At 45.0% G+C, this 15909-nt stretch carries 15 protein-coding genes; 3 read left to right on the forward strand and 12 right to left on the reverse strand.

Translation table 11 applies throughout. From position 1 onward, the window contains the following. Positions 1–47: 47 nt before the first annotated feature. Complete coding sequence (locus tag CLV93_RS06170) at positions 48–512, reverse strand: hypothetical protein (RefSeq protein WP_106541290.1); 465 nt, start codon at positions 510–512, stop codon at positions 48–50. An 86-nt stretch (positions 513–598) separates the two neighbouring features. Between CLV93_RS06170 and aroB the strand changes: the two genes are divergently transcribed. Both aroB and CLV93_RS06180 read left to right on the forward strand, forming a co-directional pair. Then, a complete protein-coding gene (gene aroB / locus CLV93_RS06175) occupies positions 599–1672 on the forward strand; it encodes a 3-dehydroquinate synthase (RefSeq protein WP_106541291.1) in 1074 nt (357 codons plus the stop codon). Positions 1673–1684: 12 nt separating this feature from the next. Next, entirely contained in the window at positions 1685–2929 is a 1245-nt protein-coding gene (locus tag CLV93_RS06180) for a 3-phosphoshikimate 1-carboxyvinyltransferase (RefSeq protein WP_106541292.1), read from the forward strand. Between the two features lie 24 nt (positions 2930–2953). Here the strand turns inward: CLV93_RS06180 and CLV93_RS06185 are convergent, their stop codons facing one another. The 3 genes from CLV93_RS06185 to CLV93_RS06195 form a co-directional block, all read right to left on the reverse strand. Then, a complete protein-coding gene (locus CLV93_RS06185; protein ID WP_170108877.1) occupies positions 2954–4489 on the reverse strand; it encodes a M28 family peptidase in 1536 nt (511 codons plus the stop codon). Positions 4490–4615: 126 nt separating this feature from the next. After that, on the reverse strand, positions 4616–5320 hold the full coding sequence (gene deoD / locus CLV93_RS06190; protein WP_106541294.1) for a purine-nucleoside phosphorylase: 705 nt from the start codon (positions 5318–5320) through the stop codon (positions 4616–4618). Positions 5321–5420: 100 nt separating this feature from the next. Beyond that, positions 5421–5864 (reverse strand): nucleoside deaminase, encoded by a 444-nt coding sequence (locus CLV93_RS06195; RefSeq protein ID WP_106541295.1) that lies wholly within the window; start codon positions 5862–5864, stop codon positions 5421–5423. Between the two features lie 157 nt (positions 5865–6021). Here CLV93_RS06195 and aspS point away from each other — a divergent pair, with 157 nt between their 5' ends. Further along, on the forward strand, positions 6022–7782 hold the full coding sequence (aspS, locus tag CLV93_RS06200) for an aspartate--tRNA ligase (RefSeq protein ID WP_106541296.1): 1761 nt from the start codon (positions 6022–6024) through the stop codon (positions 7780–7782). A gap of 125 nt (positions 7783–7907) precedes the next feature. On the opposite strand, the gene CLV93_RS06205 is transcribed toward aspS, so the two are convergent. The 8 genes from CLV93_RS06205 to gdhA (CLV93_RS06240) form a co-directional block, all read right to left on the reverse strand. After that, entirely contained in the window at positions 7908–8381 is a 474-nt protein-coding gene (locus CLV93_RS06205; RefSeq protein WP_106541297.1) for an ExbD/TolR family protein, read from the reverse strand. Positions 8382–8398: 17 nt separating this feature from the next. Then, complete coding sequence (locus CLV93_RS06210) at positions 8399–8977, reverse strand: ExbD/TolR family protein (RefSeq protein ID WP_106541298.1); 579 nt, start codon at positions 8975–8977, stop codon at positions 8399–8401. A gap of 63 nt (positions 8978–9040) precedes the next feature. Further along, positions 9041–9490: a hypothetical protein gene (locus tag CLV93_RS06215; RefSeq protein WP_106541299.1), complete on the reverse strand. Its 450-nt coding sequence runs from the start codon at positions 9488–9490 to the stop codon at positions 9041–9043. A 21-nt stretch (positions 9491–9511) separates the two neighbouring features. Further along, positions 9512–10348: a MotA/TolQ/ExbB proton channel family protein gene (locus CLV93_RS06220; RefSeq protein ID WP_106541300.1), complete on the reverse strand. Its 837-nt coding sequence runs from the start codon at positions 10346–10348 to the stop codon at positions 9512–9514. Positions 10349–10574: 226 nt separating this feature from the next. Further along, positions 10575–11612 carry an asparaginase gene (locus CLV93_RS06225; RefSeq protein ID WP_228492060.1) on the reverse strand — a complete coding sequence of 346 codons (1038 nt, stop codon included), beginning with the start codon at positions 11610–11612 and terminating at the stop codon, positions 10575–10577. A gap of 161 nt (positions 11613–11773) precedes the next feature. After that, positions 11774–12538 carry a TatD family hydrolase gene (locus tag CLV93_RS06230; RefSeq protein WP_106541428.1) on the reverse strand — a complete coding sequence of 255 codons (765 nt, stop codon included), beginning with the start codon at positions 12536–12538 and terminating at the stop codon, positions 11774–11776. A 167-nt stretch (positions 12539–12705) separates the two neighbouring features. Beyond that, positions 12706–14040: an NADP-specific glutamate dehydrogenase gene (gene gdhA, locus CLV93_RS06235; RefSeq protein WP_106541301.1), complete on the reverse strand. Its 1335-nt coding sequence runs from the start codon at positions 14038–14040 to the stop codon at positions 12706–12708. Between the two features lie 362 nt (positions 14041–14402). After that, on the reverse strand, positions 14403–15770 hold the full coding sequence (gene gdhA / locus CLV93_RS06240) for an NADP-specific glutamate dehydrogenase (protein ID WP_106541302.1): 1368 nt from the start codon (positions 15768–15770) through the stop codon (positions 14403–14405). Positions 15771–15909 lie beyond the last annotated feature (139 nt).

Consider the following 15909-nt stretch of genomic DNA (forward strand, 5'->3'; position numbering starts at 1 on the left):
TAAAATACATGTGAACAGATAGAAGCGATCCAAATGGGTCGCTTTTTTTATGCTCCCTCTTTTTTTCGTGGAATTAACTTATTGAGTTCTTCAATGATTTGTTGCCTCTCTTTTCTTTTAATGCCGGAAAGACTAACCGGCGGATAAACGGCTACTCCTTGCCGGGTTCTGACCGTTAATATCAGGTCGGTCTTTATTCCGCCTAAATGTTTTTCAGCTTCCGCTTTCATCAAATTAGTAACGGGAAATTCGATGGATTGAAACAAGCGGTTGATAGTGAAGACGGAGAAGTACCGGATGATGATCTTCTCTTTTTCATCGAAAATACGAATGTACTGGAGATTGAGTGCGGCGATGAAAAGAAAAGCGACAACAAAGACGGCGGCACCAATAGCCAGCCAGGTAAAAAGTTGTAGCAGAAGTAAAACCGTTAAACTTACCAGAACGAGCACTCCTCCAAGCAGAATTCTCTTTCTCAGCTTGTCGGCATATTTCCGGTTACTGTATATCATCTTTGTGTATATTTTAGTGTAGAAGTTTGCAATTCGAAATTCAAAATAGCAAATAGTTTTAACTTTGTCCGGTAAACATCCGAAAAATGAACAATCTACCATCATACCATGCAGCAGTAACCGTGACTGATGATGTTGTAGCTGCTCTCTCTCAATTGATTTCCCGTTATCCCGAAGATAAGGTTTTTCTGGTGAGCGAATCGAATACGACCCAATTTTGTCTTCCTGTTTTACAGGACGTCATTGGATGGGAGAAGGTGAAGAAAACAGAAGTTCCGGCAGGCGAAGAAAACAAGAAGCTGTCTTCGGTCGAGAAAATCTGGATGTTTCTGAGCCAAAACGGGGCCGACCGGAAATCACTGGTAATTAACGTGGGCGGTGGAATGTTAACCGACCTGGGAAGTTTTGCGGCTTCGACCTATAAACGCGGAATGGATTTCGTGAATGTTCCAACGACGCTGCTATCGCAGGTAGACGCTTCGGTCGGTGGTAAGACCGGCTTTAACTTCAACGGTTTTAAGAACGAAATCGGGGTGATTAATCAACCCAAAGATGTCATTATCGATACTCGCTTTTTGAAAACCATTGACCGCCGGAATTTTGTATCCGGATTTGCTGAAATGGTGAAACACGGCTTGATTCGTTCAGCCGATCATCTGAAGGAGGTCCGCAACTACGATCTCGATTTGCTCAACTACGAAGCGTTAGCCGGACTAATCGCCCGCTCGGTAGCCATCAAAGATTATTTTGTTGATAAGGACCCGACAGAAAAGAATATTCGAAAAGCATTGAACTTTGGCCATACCATTGGTCACGCTTTCGAGAGTTATGCCATGACTTCCGGGAAACCGATATTACACGGCTATGCAGTGGCTTACGGTATGATGGCGGAATTGTATCTGTCGCACAAAATGGCCGGGTTGTCAAGTCGCGATTTGAAGGAACTTTCGTATTGGCTGATGACCATCTACGGAAAATTTGATATCACGTCAGAGGATTACGATGCGTTGCTGAGCCTGATGAGTCATGATAAGAAAAACGAAGGCAAGCGAATTAACTTTACGCTGTTGCCGAAAGTTGGAAAAGTGGCGATTGACCAGGATTGCAGTCGCGACTTAATCATTGAATCGCTTGATTTTTACCGGAATCTTTCCCTTTAACGAATTGTATAGATGCTTTACCAGATAACCAGACCCACCAGCAGGTTGGAAGGAGAAATCAAACTGCCTGCTTCAAAAAGTATTAGTAATCGTGTGTTGATTATCAATGCGCTGAGTTATTCGTCATACACTATCGGAAATTTGTCGGATAGCGACGATACCCGCGTGATGGAGAAGGTGCTGAACGCTTCGACCAACGAGTTCGATATCGGTCATGCCGGAACGGCTATGCGTTTCCTGACGGCTTTTCTTTCGAAGATAATGGGGCAGTGGACGCTAACCGGTTCGGAGCGGATGAAACAACGGCCGATTAGCATATTGGTTGATGCTTTGCGAGAGTTAGGTGCGGTAATTGAGTATGCGGGAGAAGAGGGTTATCCACCGCTGAAGATTACCGGAACCGCTCTGAAAGGGGGCGTACTGGAACTCGACGGAAGTGTGAGTAGCCAATATATTTCAGCGTTGCTGATGATTGCTCCGTCTATCCAAAATGGTTTGACGTTGAGGTTGAAAAACAAGATTACTTCCCGTCCATACATCGAGTTGACGTTAAAGCTGATGAAGAAATTTGGTGTGCGGTATGCCTGGAAAGGGAGTGAGATTCGTATCGAGCAGCAGGATTACAAGCCCATCCGATTCACGGTGGAAGCTGATTGGTCCGGAGCTTCTTACTGGTATCAAATCGCCGCTATGTCCGATGATTTCGATATCCTGTTAAAAGGATTGCGCTTGCAAAGCTTGCAGGGCGACGCTGTGTTAGCTAAATGGTTTGACCAATATTTCGGAATCCAGTCAAAACAGGAAGGCAACGATGTACGAATTTCCCGAAAGGAAAAACCGGATGTGAAACGCCTTGACTTGAACTTTGTGGAAAATCCGGACGTGGCCCAGACTTTTGCCGTTTTGTGTGTGGCAAAACAGATACCATTTCACTTTACGGGCTTGCATACCCTAAAGATAAAAGAGACTGACCGGATTGCTGCATTGCAGAATGAATGCGCCAAGCTGGGAGCAAAACTGACCGAATTACAGCTCGGTGAAATTGCCTGGGATGGAAAGTTGGATGAAAGTGTTGATGCGAGTGAGGCTACTATCGAAACCTATCATGACCATCGGATGGCGTTGGCGTTTGCTCCGGCTGCTTTGGTTTTCGGTAACTTGAAGATTGCCGATCCCATGGTGGTGACCAAATCTTATCCCGCTTTCTACGAGGATTTGAAGCAAGTTGGATTTACAGTTCAGGAAGTACCTGATTGATGTTTCTGGAAAAGTTTTTTTTTGCTATTTCCAGCTTTCAGGATTCGTCGACAACTCAAAAATGTCGAGATAGCTCAGCCGGATGATGTTGGCCATCTTGGTGTAGTTGATCATTTCCGGCACATCAGTCGGTTGGTGGTAATCCGGTTGACCACCAGTGTGAAACCAGAACAGTGGCACATTGTCTTTGACAAACCACACATTATCACTGCCACTATCCGGCTTTTCCGAACCGTTGTATGAAACATCCAGATTTAGGTTGTAGTCACTGATGTGTTGTTTCGATAGAGTAACTGCCGGTTGGAAGGCTTTCGAATAAATCATGGTTACCTGGTTGTCCGGTGCTTCCGGGCCGGCATTTCGGCCAATCATATCGAAGTTCAGATAAGCCATTATTTCGTCCATATTAGACCAATGATTGACAAAGTAATGCGAACCCAGCAGTCCTCTTTCTTCTCCATCCCAACAAGCAAACAAAATGGTGTATTCGGGTTGAACTTTGGAGGCGAGCATCGCTTTGGCAATATTCAGTACCGCAGAAACTCCCGAAGCGTTGTCATCTGCGCCGTTCCAAATATAACCATCGTGGATGCCCAAATGGTCGTAATGGGCACCAATGACGATGAATTTGTTCTTTTCCTTTCCTTCAATCTTACCCAACACATTTCGTAGCTGCAGTCTTCGATTCCTGGTGTTTATTGCCAGTTCAATTGTCTTTCCACTAACGGCTTGTGATACATTTTTCAGTTCGGAAGCTTTCTTACGGGCTTGCGTATTCTGAAACTCCGGTCCCATGATGTCTGAGAATACAGAAGGCGAGATGTAAATAACCGGAATATTTCCATCGCCAGTGTTCGGTAGGTAAACCCGTTTGTCATAAAACGATTTACGCTTCTTCACGCCTTCATACATTGTATTATGGAAATAATACTGGTTAGCGTTCCAATGACTGATTTGTGTACCACTTGCAACTTCCAGTATGGCTAATGCGCCATGCTCTTTTGCCTGTTTATTTTTCAATCGCTCCAGCACTCTGCCCTCTGGTCCTGTGATTGCTTTTGCTGCCTGACTGTTCTGAAAACCATCGCCGGGTAAGCCGGCCCACCTGACGACGATTTTGTTTTTGACATCGACTTTGTTGAAATCATCATAGCCACTTTTCTCATCGGTTAGCCCATAGCCAACGAATACTACCGGAGCTGAGATCTGACTGCTTCCATTGGGAATTGTTACTCGAAAATCAGCTTTGTACGCGTATTCTTTTTTAAGGGTAGACTTATCTGATGTTGTGACTAATGCCAGTTTCTGTATTGTATCTGGCGTTACTTCAATTGCCTGAAAGGGTTGAGAGAAAGACGTGGTTTTTCTTTTTTCCGCTCCCAAAAGTTTTTGATATCGATCGGGTTTGAACGAAACCGAGTCGCCCACTGGTTCCAAACCGATGAAGCTGAACAACGATGCTACATATTCACCTGCTATTTGGCCTTGTTTTGTTCCGGCCATTCTTCCCTCGAGTTGGTCGCTGGCCAGAAACTGAACGGGGCTTTTAACGCTCTTCATGGTAATTGTTTGTAGACCCTTGTCTTTTGGCGTTTGTCCAAAAGCCGTCAGATTCAAAAACAGGAGAAGCAATAGTGATGTTGTAAAACGCGTCATTCGCAGTTGTTTGTGCGGTTTGCAAAGTGTTTAGACTAGTTTCAGGGCAATGTCCATCATTTGTGTAAATGTGGTTTGCCGTTGTTCTGAGGTAGTTGATTTTCCCTCCGGAATGTGGTCGCTAACGGTCAGAATAGAAAGCGCCCGTTTCTTGTATTTAGCAGCAATTGTATAAAGAGCGGCCGTTTCCATTTCTACTGCCAGAACATTGAATTTCTGCCATACGGCAAATGGGTCACCAATGTGCTCATCGTTGTAGAAGAAGTCAGAACTTAAAACATTTCCTACATGAAGGTTCACATCTTTTCCCCGGGCAATAGTGTATGCCCTGTGAAGCAGGTCGAAATCGGCTAGCGGAGCAAACTGTAGCCCGCCGAATCGCAACTGGTTCATACCATTATCGGTACAAGCACCTTGTGCGAGAATAATATCCCGGAGTTGTACTTCCGGTTGAATGGAACCACAGCTGCCGATACGGATAAGCTGTTCACAATCGTATTCTTCAATTAGCTCAGTGGCGTAAATCGACATGGACGGCATTCCCATGCCAGTTCCCTGCACACTCACTTGCTGTCCGTTGTAATAACCGGTGTAGCCTAACATGCCGCGGACTTCGTTGTAACAGACCGTATCCTCGAGAAAGTTATCAGCAATGAACTTTGCCCTAAGTGGGTCACCCGGGAGAAGAACGGTTTTAGCGATGTCTCCTTTTTTAGCCTGGTTGTGTATACTCATCGAATTTTTATTTAGTCGTTAATAGAGTTGGTTTGTCAGGCAAAATAGCAAAATGTTTTCTACCTGATATCACTTTTAAAAAGGTGTTTCGAGCGTTTGCTTATCGTTTCGACAAAAAGAAGTCTTTGACAAGTGTTGAGCATTCGGCTTCCATAATTCCTCCCAGTAATGCTGTTTTAGGATGTATAGCTTTCGCCGCAAACTTTTGGAAGCCTCTCTTTTCGTCTTCAGCACCATATACAATTCGACCGATTTGCGACCAGCCCAATGCCCCGGCACACATAACGCAGGGTTCCAGGGTAACGTAAAGTGTACACTCGTTCAGGTATTTGCCCCCCAACATGTTGGCGGCAGCCGTGATGGCCTGCATTTCCGCATGAGCGGTTACATCGTTCAGTGTTTCGGTGAGGTTATGCGCCCGCGCAACGATACGATTTTGGCAAACGACTACAGCGCCGACGGGGATTTCCCCCATATCAAATGCTTTTTGGGCCTCGTTAAGTGCTTGCTTCATGAAATATTCATCGGAAAATGGTTCCAGCATATTATGAGTTTTAGCTTAAAAGTAATTCTGATTCCAAAAGCAGGCAAATTCGATTCCTGACATATTTCTCAGGAGGCGCCTAAACCTGTGATTGATTGCTTCCTGTTTTCTTTAGAACTTTTGTACTTTTGCATTCAAATTTATAAAAGAATAATCGATGTACAGAAGCCATAATTGCGGTGAATTACGAATCAACCAGGCTGGCAATGAAGTGACGCTTGCCGGATGGGTGCAGAGGGTCCGCAACCTCGGTGCAATGACTTTTGTTGACCTCCGTGACCGTTACGGTATCACGCAGCTGGTCGCTGACGATACTGCTTCGGCTGAAATTAAGAATGCTGTGAATCACTTGGGACGCGAATTTGTCATCCAGATTGTGGGTGTCGTGAGAGAACGCGCGAGCAAGAACAGCAAAATTCCTACCGGAGATGTGGAGGTGGAGCTCAAAAAAGTCAAGGTTCTGAATCAATCGGTTGTTCCTCCGTTTACCATTGCTGAAGATACGGATGGCGGTGATGAAATTCGTATGAAATACCGGTACCTGGATTTACGTCGGGAAAATGTTCGCAAGAATCTCGAGCTTCGTGCCCGGATGGCCCATTACGTAAGAAATTACCTGAATGATCAGGATTTTATCGAAACAGAAACGCCGGTTCTGATCAAGTCGACACCGGAAGGAGCCCGCGACTTCGTGGTCCCTTCGCGAATGAATCCCGGCGAGTTTTATGCTCTTCCGCAATCACCGCAGACCTTCAAACAGTTGCTGATGGTTGCTGGTTTTGATCGGTACTATCAGATTGTAAAATGCTTCCGCGATGAGGATCTTCGCGCAGACCGGCAACCTGAGTTTACACAGATTGACTGTGAGATGTCGTTTGTGGAACAAGATGACGTGCTGGGTATGTTTGAAGGACTGACCCGATATCTTTTCAAGGAACTGAAAGGTTTCGACCCGGGTGAGTTTCCGCGTATGCCCTATGAAGAGGCAATGGAAAAATATGGCTCAGACAAACCCGATATTCGCTTTGGAATGGAAATCCATGACCTAACCGAAACGGTGAAGGGAAATGGCTTTAAAGTGTTTGACGACGCTGAATATATTGGAGGTATTTGTGCTTCCGGCGCAGCTTCCTATTCGCGCAAGCAACTGGATGCGTTGACTGATTTCGTTAAACGTCCGCAGGTTGGTGCCAAAGGGCTCGTTTATGTGAAATATAACGAAGACGGCTCATTTAAATCGTCAGTTGATAAGTTTTACAGCGCTGATGATTTGAAGAAATGGGCCGATGCGTTCGGGGCCGTCCCAGGTGATTTGTTGCTCGTTTTATCAGGCAATAAAGTGGCAACACAAACAGCTGCCGGAATACTTCGTCTGGAGATGGGCAAGCAGTTAGGGCTGGTTAAAAGTGATGATTTCCGTCCATTGTGGGTAGTTGATTTCCCGCTGTTGGAATGGGATGAGGAAGTACAGCGCTATTTTGCCATGCACCATCCGTTTACATCGCCAAAATTGGATGAGGTGGATTTGTTGGATACCGATCCGGGCAAGGTTCATGCAAATGCTTACGACCTTGTTATTAACGGAGTAGAAATTGGTGGCGGTTCTGTTCGTATTTTCAACAGCGAGCTCCAGGCCAAAATGTTTAAAACACTCGGTTTTACCAAAGAAGAGGCTGAGAAGCAGTTTGGTTTCCTTATGGATGCGTTTAAATACGGTGCGCCTCCGCATGCAGGAATTGCATTCGGTTTCGACCGTTTGGTATCGCTGTTTGCCGGACTCGACAGTATTCGCGATGTGATTGCATTCCCGAAAAACAACGCAGGGCGTGACGTAATGATTGACAGTCCGTCGACCATTGCTGATGCACAGTTGGAAGAACTCACGCTGAAAGTCGTTCCGCAGAAAGAAAAGAAATAAATTTAGCGTACGCGTTACTAATTAAAACGGTTGTTCTTATGAGCAGCCGTTTTTTGTAGGTAAAAATATTGGCACAAAAAAAGCGGCCTGAATTTCAGACCGCTTTCTTTTATTTAGTGTACATCTTAATTTTTCTCAGTACGTTTTCTGGCTGAGTAATTGATGTGAAGAGCCTGAACTCTCCTCAATTCCTGCTTCACGTCTGAAACGATACCCATCTTGGTATATTGATCCACTTTAAGAGAGGTAACCATCAACGGAACTTCGTTCTCGTCGTGTGCTTCCCTTTCGGATACAATAAAATCCTGGATGTCGCCAACAGTGGCAAATGAATCGTTCAGCTGAATTCGCGGTTCGCTACCTAACTGTGCCTGGTATTGCTGTTGAGGAGGGCCGATGTAGATGTAACTCACCAAAGATTTACGCTCCAGTTTGCTCAACTCAGTTGCCTGGGGCAACTTAACTTGTACTTTCAACGTTACCTCACGCATGGTGGTCGACACCATGATGAAGAACAGAAGCATAAATACAATGTCAGGCAAAGCTGCTGTCGAAATCGGTGGAGTTTCCTTTTTGTCGTCTTTTCTGAATTTTGACATTCTTTAAATCCTCCTAATTATTTTTTACCAACTTTTTTGGGCTCAGCTTCTGAAATACGTGATGGGTAAATCTCCTGAATAGCTTTTTGCTGATCTCTATCGAGATCGTCATAGGATTTTCCCCATTTCCGTTGTGCCAGCTGGTCCCGTAAGTCGTTGATAGCGCCTACCAATTCATTCTGGACCGCGATATAGGTACCGTATGTCGTACCTACGTCATTCTGCAGCGAGATGACTCCCTTGGTTACTTCCGTCGGACCAAAGAAGGGAACGTCTTTCACTTCTTTTTCCGGTAACGTCGGATCGTTATTTGGGTTGGCCATAAAATTTTCCGCTGCTTCGCGAAGGTCGCGGACGCGCATCGGTTTGCCTTCCACCAACAACTGATCGTTCTTGTTCACCAGCACAACAAAGACGTTACGTTCTTTAATTTGTGGCTGCTTGCTCAAGTCCTGATTCGGCGGAGGTGGCGGTGGCAACTTACGTTCGAGCCCAGAATCAACGTCCATGGTAGTTGTTACCAGGAAGAAGAGAAGCAACATGAAGGCAATGTCAGCCAAAGATGCAGCATTATATTCCGGTAATTTTCTAGGCATGTTTATTTAATTTCATGTTCAGTTATGATGAAAAAGTTACCCTTTTTCATTCTGATTTAAATCTTATTTCCAGAAACGGGAAAGACCCGAATAAATAACAGACAAAACGGCTCCGCCAAACAAGATGTAGGTGGTATAGAGCAGGGTGTCTGTGAATTTAGCAACTTCAGGGGTCAATGTTCCCTTCTGAACCATCGTTTGAGCTCCGTAGAAATTCGGAATTTCTGACGATGCCAGCAGGCTTGCAATAATGACTACTGCTGCAAGCACTCCTATAGCCATCAAACTCTTCTTGGCTTTTTCTCCAGATGAGAACATATGGAAAACGGAGAATCCGACAGCAACAATAGCTGCAATGCCAAAGAGTATGTAGGCCCAGCGAAGGTTAAGATTTATCATTGAGTCCATCTGCGGTGTGTCAATCTTATCGACCAGTAGTACGATAAAGATTGCTGACAACGCCAACATGACCCAAAGAATAATAGTCAGTATTCTTGTTACTTTACTACTCATGGGTACGAATTAATTTTGTAATTACTTCTTCAGGTTGTGTTTTACCAGCAGGTCAAGCAGAGAGATAGAAGCATCTTCCATGCTGTTGATGATGCTATCGATTTTTGCAACACAGTAGTTGTAGAAAATCTGAAGGATGATAGCAACGATAAGACCTGTTACAGTCGTAATAAGTGCAACCTTAATACCACCAGCAACCAGAGAAGGAGAAATGTCACCAGCTACCTGGATAGCATCGAATGCTGAAATCATACCGATTACAGTTCCCATGAAACCAAGCATCGGAGCCAGTGCGATAAACAGTGCAATCCAGCTCAGTCCTTTTTCCAGCAGACCAGCCTGTACACCACCGTATGATACGATTGACTTCTCAACTACGTCGATTCCTTCATCGAAACGATCGAGCCCCTGATAGAAAATAGAAGCAACAGGACCGCGGGTATTGCGGCAAACTTCCTTAGCAGCTTCTACACCACCACTATTCAATGCATCTTCTACATTTGCCAGCAGTTTTTTGGTGTTGGTAGTGGCGAGGTTCAAATAAAGAACCCTCTCGATAGCCAATGCAAGACCAAGAATCAGGGCGATAAGTACGAATGCCATGAAGCTCGGACCCCCCTGAATGAAATATTGCTTAAGCATGCTGTGAAGAGACTTGCCTGATTCAGCTTTGGCAGCTGCTTGCTCTACAGGATCAGCTGTCAAGTCAGAACTTTGAGCTTGAGCCTGTGTTACGGAATCAGTAGCCGCTTGTTCAGTAGCTGCCTGCGTGGTGTCTTGCTCCTGTGCGAAAGCAACCACCGATGCGCCAAAACTAAGCATCCCGAAAACTGCAATTAACGCAAATAGTTTTTTCATAATTGGTTTTGAATTTTGATTAATAAATTGTTCTTACTATTAATTTCTATTTACGATTTATTGATCTACAATAAATTTCCAACAAATAAAAAAAAATCCTTGTTTCGTTCTTCAATTAGCCCCCCGTTTTCTCTTTCCAAATGAAACTATTTCCGCTTAAAAAGATTCCGGATCGGTCTAAAATTCAGGCACGCAAATTACAAAAAAAAGTTGAAAAAAAAACAACTCATTCTGTTATTTCCCCGCTCAGACTCCGTTGTAAATGAGTCTTCACTTCCTCTGTTGTGAGTTCTTGTCCGAGTAGAAACATCAACTTAGTGATAGCTGCTTCAACGGTTATGTCCTTTCCACTTATAACGCCTGCGTTGAGCAGATCATAGCTGGTCATGTATTGTCCCATCTGTACTCTGCCGCCTGAACACTGTGTTACATTCAGGAAGATAACCCCTTGCCTGATGGCTTTCCGGATGGCGTTTAACAGCCAACGGTGTGTGGGAACATTCCCTGAACCATACGATTCCAGTACAACACCTTTCAATTCCGGCAGATTAAGCGCATGCTCAATATACTGCCGGTTCATCCCCGGAAACATCTTCAAGATAATGACTTTATCGCTGATGTTGGTGTTGACTTTTAGTATTCCTTTGTTTTTCGGATAATTAATGCGGTCGTAGCTGTATACAATATCCACTCCGGCACGGGCCAGAATCGGATAATTGTGTGACATAAATGCGCTGAATTTCTCTGAATCTTCTTTTGTTGTGCGGTTACCGCGAAAAAGGCGGGAGTTGAAATAAATACAAACTTCCGGAACAATGGCCCGGCCGTTTCGGCTGGCAGCCGCAAGTTCTACAGCCGTTACCAGGTTTTCTTTCCCGTCTGTACGCATAACACCAATAGGAAGCTGCGAGCCAGTCAGGATAACGGGCTTGTCGAGGTTCTCGAACATGAAGCTTAATGCCGATGCGGTGTACGCCATGGTATCGGTGCCGTGAAGAACAACAAAGCCGTCGTATTTTTGGTAGTTCTGACGCACCGTTCTGGCAATCCGGGCCCAAATGGCTGGTTGCATGTCGGACGAGTCGATGGGAGGATTGAAGGCAGTTGCCGACACTTCTATGCCAAGTTTCGACAACTCAGGAATTTCATTTTGAATGTGGGAAAATTTCATCGGGGCCAGTGTGTGGGTGTCGGGATCTTCCCGCATCCCGATGGTGCCGCCGGTATAAATAATATGAATTGAAGGCTTTTCGTTGTTTTTCACACCTAATGTTTTTATCACCAATTGCCGAATCGGTGAAAATTTGGATGAAGTACAATAATATAATACGTGTAATTTGAGTCCGGCGAACGGGTTCGGCCCGGATTTCTTTGTCTACACGGTTAAATTGCCCTCAAAATTAGAAATATTGGAACGAAGCGTGGTCAGATTCCAAACATTTCTTCAGCATTTTTTGTGGTTATTTCTGCAATTTCTTCGGGAGTAGTGTTGTGCAGCTCGGCAACTTTGGCAGCTACCTGTACAATGTGTGCACTTTCGTTGCGTTTCCCTCTGAATGGAACGGGTGCAAGATAAGGTGAATCGGTTTCCAGAAGAAGGTGTTTGGGATCGATTTGGGAGATTACTTTATCGACTCCGGCATTTTTAAAAGTAACAATACCATTCACACCAATTTTAAATCCCCAGTCAATAATCTGTTCTGCCTGTTTCAGTGTCCCGGTGAAGCTGTGAAAAACGCCTCTTAGGTTTTCGTCCGCAGCTTTTCCTACTTCGTTGAATACTTCTTCGAATGAATCTCTTACGTGGATAACGACCGGAAGTTTACGGTCTTTTGCCCATTGCAACTGAACGCGAAAGACCTCGGTCTGTTCTTCGACGAAAGTCTGATCCCAGAATAGGTCGAGCCCGATTTCGCCGATACCATAAAACTGGTGACGGTCGAGCCAAAAGCGAACAATTTCCAATTCATTTCGAAAATCTTCCTTTACCGAAGTGGGGTGTAATCCGATTAACGGATAGCAAACATTCGGGTACGATGCTGACAAGTCCAGCATAGGTTTGATGGAAGAGCTGTCGATATTGGGGAGAACTATTTTCTTAATTCCGGATGTTGTGGCACGGTTTACAACTTCCGTCCGATCGATATTAAACTCAGGCGAATAAATATGTGAATGGGTATCAACAAACATTTTTCGAAATTTGGTCAAAAATAGCAAAAGCAGAAGCATCCACCCATTAACAGAATGTTATCTGAATCCTAAGTGCAATTTACATTGGAAATAATTGAGCCTGCTTTATGCGAAAAGAGCCATCTCCCGGAAGGGAAACGGCTCTTTCTGCTTTTTAGGATAGGTGCTTACACAAGCCCTTGTGCCAGCATGGCATCGGCAACTTTTACGAAGCCACCAACGTTGGCACCTTTGACATAATTTATCTTACTTCCGTTACGTCCGTGGATTTTACAAGTCTCGTGAATCTCTTTCATAATAATATGTAAGCGTTGATCCACTTCTTCGCGGGTCCAGTTGTAACGCATGCTGTTTTGCGACATTTCGAGGCCGGAAACAGCAACACCACCGGCATTAACTGCTTTACCCGGAGCATACGCGATTTCTTTGGTCAGCAATTCTGCTGCGTCAGCTGTACAGCCCATGTTGGAAACTTCGCCAACGAGGAAGCAGCCGTTCTTGATCAGCAACTTGGCGTCTTCTTCGTTCAGTTCGTTTTCAGTAGCACATGGCATGGCAATGTCAACTGCTTGTTCCCATGGTTTTTTACCAGCGAAGAACTGTGCGCCAAATTCTTCGGCATAAGGCTCAACAATGTCGTTGTTGGTTGCCCGCAGTTCGAGCAGGTAGTCAACCTTTTCGCCGGTAATGCCAGCCGCATCGTAAATGTAGCCGTCGGGACCGGAGATAGTAACTACTTTACCACCCAATTCGTTGATTTTACTGATGGCTCCCCAGGCAACGTTTCCGAAACCGGAAACTGAGAATACCTGACCTTTGATGTCTTTGCCCATTTCGGCTAACATGTGCTGAACGAAATACACGGCACCGTAACCGGTTGCTTCCGGACGGATGAGTGAACCTCCCCAACCCAGGCCTTTTCCAGTCAGTACTCCGGTGAATTCATTACGAATCCGTTTGTACTGTCCGAAGAGGTAGCCGATCTCGCGACCGCCAACGCCGATGTCACCAGCGGGTACATCAGTATCCGGACCGATGTGGCGGCTCAACTCAGTCATGAACGATTGACAGAAACGCATGATTTCGTTGTCGCTGCGTCCTTTGGCGCTGAAGTCGGAGCCTCCTTTACCGCCTCCCATAGGAAGGGTGGTCAGGCTGTTTTTAAAGGTTTGTTCAAACCCTAAAAACTTGAGAATACTTAAATTAACACTGGGGTGGAAACGTAATCCACCTTTATATGGACCAAGTGCGCTGTTGAATTCGACGCGGTAGCCGCGATTAATTTCAACTTCGCCCCGGTCATTCATCCAGGGAACCCTGAACATGACGACTCGTTCCGGCTCCACCATGCGTTCCAGAATGCGTGCCTGTTTGTACCGAGGATTCGAATCGTATACCTCCCAAACAGATTCAACAACTTCCTGAACGGCCTGATGAAATTCCTTCTCGCCATTGGTGCGGGCCTTTAAGGCCTCCATGAATTGATCTATACCGGTATTCATGATAACATATTTTTGTAAAAACCCTATGGATTCCGTCTCTGTATGGGTATAATGCCCGAAGACAGTTACACCCCGACGGTTTCAATTTGTTAGAGTCAAAGGTAGAGAAAACATTTTCTCATCTTCCTAATGATTATTCAAAAAAGACGAATATTGTAATCATCAAAAAAACAGGTGATTATATCGCTTTTGGAGTATGTTTAATAGCACAAAAAACCGGAAGTTTGACTTATGTCAGAATTTTGAAAGTGGATTTTTGGCCTTATGAATAAATGAGGTGCTGATTGCGTGAAAGCCAGAAAGAAAAAACGCCCCTCTGCCGGAGCAAAGGAGCGTATCGGTATAGATTGGAAAACAGAAAATCAAACTAATCCCTGCGCCATCATTGAGTTGGCAACTTTCAGGAAACCGCCGATGTTGGCACCTACTTCGTAGTTGACGAATCCATCTTTTTGCGTACCGTATTTCACGCAAGTGTGATGAATATTCTGCATGATTTGCAGCAATTTCTGGTCAACCTCTTCGCGGGTCCATTTCAGGCGCATGGAGTTTTGTGTCATTTCAAGACCTGATACGGCAACACCACCTGCATTGGAGGCTTTGCCCGGAGCATACAGAATTTTATGCTTCATGTACAGGTGAATGGCTTCAGCCGTGCTTGGCATATTGGCTCCTTCAGCTACACAGAAACAACCGTTTTCAATCAGCATGCGGGCATCGTTTTCATCAATTTCGTTCTCGGTAGCCGATGGTAATGCAACATCGCATTTTTCACTCCACGGACGGGCATTGGGAACGTATTTTACACCGTACTTTTCAGCGTATTCTTTAATTCGACCGCGTCGGTTATTTTTTAAATCCATCACGTACTCCAGCTTTTCGCGATCGATACCGGCCGGGTCATATATGTAACCGCTCGAGTCGGAAAACGTAATAACTTTTCCGCCGAGTTCAATCACTTTTTCAGCTGAGAACTGTGCGACATTACCTGAGCCGGAAATGCTAACCGTCAAGCCCTTGAAATCTTTACCCTGCGTTTTGAGCATTTCGCGGGCGAAATATACATTACCATAACCGGTTGCTTCCGGTCTGATTAGCGAACCACCCCACTCGATTCCTTTTCCGGTTAATGAACCGGTGAATTCATTGCGGAGACGTTTGTATTGTCCAAAAAGGAAACCAATTTCACGTCCTCCAACGCCAATATCACCTGCCGGGACATCGGTGTAAGGCCCGATATGTCGGCTGAGTTCCGTCATAAACGACTGACAGAACCGCATTACTTCTGCATCTGATTTGCCTTTGGGATCAAAGTCAGAACCACCTTTACCAGCTCCCATAGGAAGATTGGTGAGGCTGTTTTTAAAGGTCTGCTCAAAGGCCAAAAATTTCAGGATACTGAGGTTGACACTGGGGTGGAAACGAAGACCACCTTTGTAAGGACCAATGGCGCTGTTCATTTCTACTCGAAATCCCCGGTTAACGTGAATGTTTCCCCGGTCGTCCATCCATGGAACCCGGAATTGGATGACTCTTTCCGGTTCCGTCATTCGTTCCAGAATCTTCGCTTTCATGTACTGGGGATGAGCCATCAGGTAAGGGGCGAGCGATTCGACGACCTCATGAACGGCCTGGTGGAATTCTACTTCATGCGGATCTTTTTTTCTTAAATCGGACATGAATTCATCGACCAGTTTGGTCGGTGATGAAAGTGTGGCGGTGGCTGTCATAGCTGTTTGTTTTATTAATTAAGGTATGATAAGGTAGAAAATGCAATTTAAACACGGGGTGTTCTTTAACATATCATTGAGGATTAGATGTTTTGAGGTGAAAAAGCCCCGTTCATTGGTCTCCGATTTATTTTCGGGG

The sequence above is a fragment of the Prolixibacter denitrificans genome, from assembly GCF_003014495.1.
Taxonomy (GTDB): domain Bacteria; phylum Bacteroidota; class Bacteroidia; order Bacteroidales; family Prolixibacteraceae; genus Prolixibacter; species Prolixibacter denitrificans.

Coding starts and splice junctions, on each gene's coding strand:
- CLV93_RS06170 (WP_106541290.1), bottom strand. CDS start 512: ATGATATACAGTAACCGGAAATATGCCGACAAGCTGAGAAAGAGAATT.
- aroB (WP_106541291.1), top strand. CDS start 599: ATGAACAATCTACCATCATACCATGCAGCAGTAACCGTGACTGATGAT.
- CLV93_RS06180 (WP_106541292.1), top strand. CDS start 1,685: ATGCTTTACCAGATAACCAGACCCACCAGCAGGTTGGAAGGAGAAATC.
- CLV93_RS06185 (WP_170108877.1), bottom strand. CDS start 4,489: ATGAAGAGCGTTAAAAGCCCCGTTCAGTTTCTGGCCAGCGACCAACTC.
- deoD (WP_106541294.1), bottom strand. CDS start 5,320: ATGAGTATACACAACCAGGCTAAAAAAGGAGACATCGCTAAAACCGTT.
- CLV93_RS06195 (WP_106541295.1), bottom strand. CDS start 5,864: ATGCTGGAACCATTTTCCGATGAATATTTCATGAAGCAAGCACTTAAC.
- aspS (WP_106541296.1), top strand. CDS start 6,022: ATGTACAGAAGCCATAATTGCGGTGAATTACGAATCAACCAGGCTGGC.
- CLV93_RS06205 (WP_106541297.1), bottom strand. CDS start 8,381: ATGTCAAAATTCAGAAAAGACGACAAAAAGGAAACTCCACCGATTTCG.
- CLV93_RS06210 (WP_106541298.1), bottom strand. CDS start 8,977: ATGCCTAGAAAATTACCGGAATATAATGCTGCATCTTTGGCTGACATT.
- CLV93_RS06215 (WP_106541299.1), bottom strand. CDS start 9,490: ATGAGTAGTAAAGTAACAAGAATACTGACTATTATTCTTTGGGTCATG.
- CLV93_RS06220 (WP_106541300.1), bottom strand. CDS start 10,348: ATGAAAAAACTATTTGCGTTAATTGCAGTTTTCGGGATGCTTAGTTTT.
- CLV93_RS06230 (WP_106541428.1), bottom strand. CDS start 12,538: ATGTTTGTTGATACCCATTCACATATTTATTCGCCTGAGTTTAATATC.
- gdhA (WP_106541301.1), bottom strand. CDS start 14,040: ATGAATACCGGTATAGATCAATTCATGGAGGCCTTAAAGGCCCGCACC.
- gdhA (WP_106541302.1), bottom strand. CDS start 15,770: ATGACAGCCACCGCCACACTTTCATCACCGACCAAACTGGTCGATGAA.